The organism is Occallatibacter sp., from assembly GCF_049802275.1.
GTDB lineage: Bacteria > Acidobacteriota > Terriglobia > Terriglobales > Acidobacteriaceae > Telmatobacter.
Genome location: NZ_JBARMD010000345.1, coordinates 1 through 2,110, shown reverse-complemented (window position 1 = coordinate 2,110; position 2,110 = coordinate 1). Strand labels below are relative to the sequence as shown.

The window sequence follows — 2,110 nt, the reverse complement described above, 5'->3', positions numbered from 1 at the left end:
CCCACGTGCAGCGTCACACGCGCCATCTCGACTCCTCGCGCGGCGATGCGCTCCAGCATCTGCGGTGTAAAGTGCAGGCCGGCTGTCGGCGCTGCCACCGATCCGCGCTCTCGCGAAAAGACCGTCTGGTAGCGCTCTCGGTCTCTAGTCCCATCTTCGCGATGGATGTAAGGCGGCAACGGTACGTGGCCAATGCGGTCCAGAGCTCCGAAGAAGTCCTCGACCGGCGCAAACTCGAGCAACCGATCTCCAAACTGCCCTCGCTCGAGCACCTCGGCTTCGAGAACAATCGTGCCGTCTTGATCAGGAAACACAAGGCGCTCGCCGATTGCCACCTTGCGGCCGGGACGAACGAGCGCGTGCCAGCGATTCTCGCCAGCTGGTTCGGTCAACATCACTTCGATGCGGCCAGTGGGCTTTTCCTTCTCACGGCGCAGCGTTCGACGGGCGTAGAGCCGCGCTGGGATCACCCGGCTGTCATTCAGCACCAGCAGATCTCCGGCTCGCAGCAGGGAAGGGAATTCGTTGAACTGGCTGTCGCGCAATCCCCCGCTAGCGCGATCCATCACAAGCATGCGGCTTTGCCCGCGCCCCGCGGGCGGTTCCTGCGCGATCAGTTCTTCAGGAAGCTCAAAATCGAAATCGGCAACGCGCAGATCGCTCATGATGCTTGTTGTCCCAGGTGCGCGAGGGCACGCAGCCGCGCGCGTTCGACGGCGTTATTCAGTTCTTGCCTCTTGGTTTCGAACTGCACAGCCGGAAGATCGGATGGCACGCGCGTCCACTGCGCCCAACTCACGATGATTCGCGTAAAGGGCTTGGGAACCAGAAAACGATCCCACGAACTCAAGGTCCAGGCGTGTTCCGGCTGCAGGTGGAAGGCGCCTATAGGCGCACCCGTGGTTTGCGCCAGTTTGATCGGCCCCATCTTGGTTTCGTAGATGGGCCCGCGCGGCCCGTCGGCGGTGAAGATTGCCGTGCGTCCGGTCTCGATCACACTCTTGAGTCCCAGCAGGCCTTCGCGTGCGCCTCGTGAGCTTGACCCGCGCACAGCGTCGAAACCAAACATGCGCAAGATGCGGGTGATGAGTTCGCCGTCGAAGCTGCGGCTGATGAGGATCACTGCACCGGAGCGCCGGAAATAGAGGGTGCAGGGCAGCACGCACTGATGCCAGAAGCAATAGATTTCCGGTCCCGCCTTTTCACCGAAGACGACCGGTATCACGCCGTCTTCCGCGATTACCTCAAAGCGCCATGTCAGTCCCACAACCCAAAGCAGCGCCCATACGATCCGCGGAACGACCGACAGCACAATCCGCTGGCCTATTGTGAATCTGATGCTGTCCTGATCGGTCATCTCCCTGATTCTACGCGAGGTGTAATCCTTATCGCCGCCATGTGCCTGGGCACTGGAGTATGCTCAACACGCGGTTATCAGGATGCTGTCGGGAAAACAGGCTACGGGTTGCGAGCCCTCTGGAGGATTCACGCAACCTGCAGGGTAGCCGCCCCCAACTTCTGACATGGCAGCTAACGTCGAGACAGTCTTGACCAAAGTTCCAATACACCGACCAAATCCTTGGTGAGAAGCTATTACCTAAGTCATGGGCAATCATAGGGGGCTGAGCCTTAGATTCAATCACACGAATGGGTAAGTGGCCAACGACAAGTGAGGTTGGGACTTCCCGGGCTGGGGCGTTCGGGTGAGAGAGAGGTGGCGACACGGGTTAGACCGGGAGGACCGGCTCACCTCGAGAACTGGTTGATTGCCAGGCAGCTTCTCAGCTATAGCGCAGCCAGCGGACCAGTTCAGGAAGTGTGGCGCGCTTCCCGTACATCAGGATGCCGACGCGATAGAGCTTTGCGGAGATCCAGAGAACCAGCCAGATGCTGAGCACCAGCAGGGCGATGGAAACGGCGAATTGCCATGCTGGAGGAATCTGCGAGGCCATGCGCAGGAACATAATGATGGGCGCGGTCGGTGGGAATAGCGACCCTGCAACCGCCCAGAGCGAATTCGAGTCATTCATGACCACCACGATCAATGAAAAGCTCAGCCATGTGGGCGCCGCGGCCAGCGGCATGTACATCTGGAGTTCCTGCTCGGTTT

The 2,110-nt window shown here is 60.0% G+C and carries 3 protein-coding genes; all 3 read right to left on the bottom strand.

Translation table 11 applies throughout. The annotated features are described in order from the left end of the window. Nucleotides 1-665, bottom strand: a 665-nt coding sequence (locus tag WA354_RS12100) for an S-adenosylmethionine:tRNA ribosyltransferase-isomerase (RefSeq protein ID WP_472813268.1), incomplete at its 3' end; no start/stop codon positions are given. After that, complete coding sequence (locus tag WA354_RS12095) at nt 662-1,357, bottom strand: lysophospholipid acyltransferase family protein (protein ID WP_472813267.1); 696 nt, start codon at nt 1,355-1,357, stop codon at nt 662-664. The genes WA354_RS12095 and WA354_RS12100, both read right to left, overlap by 4 nt. A 424-nt stretch (nt 1,358-1,781) precedes the next feature. Further along, on the bottom strand, nt 1,782-2,110 hold a 329-nt coding region (locus WA354_RS12090; RefSeq protein ID WP_472813266.1), incomplete at its 5' end, for an ABC transporter permease.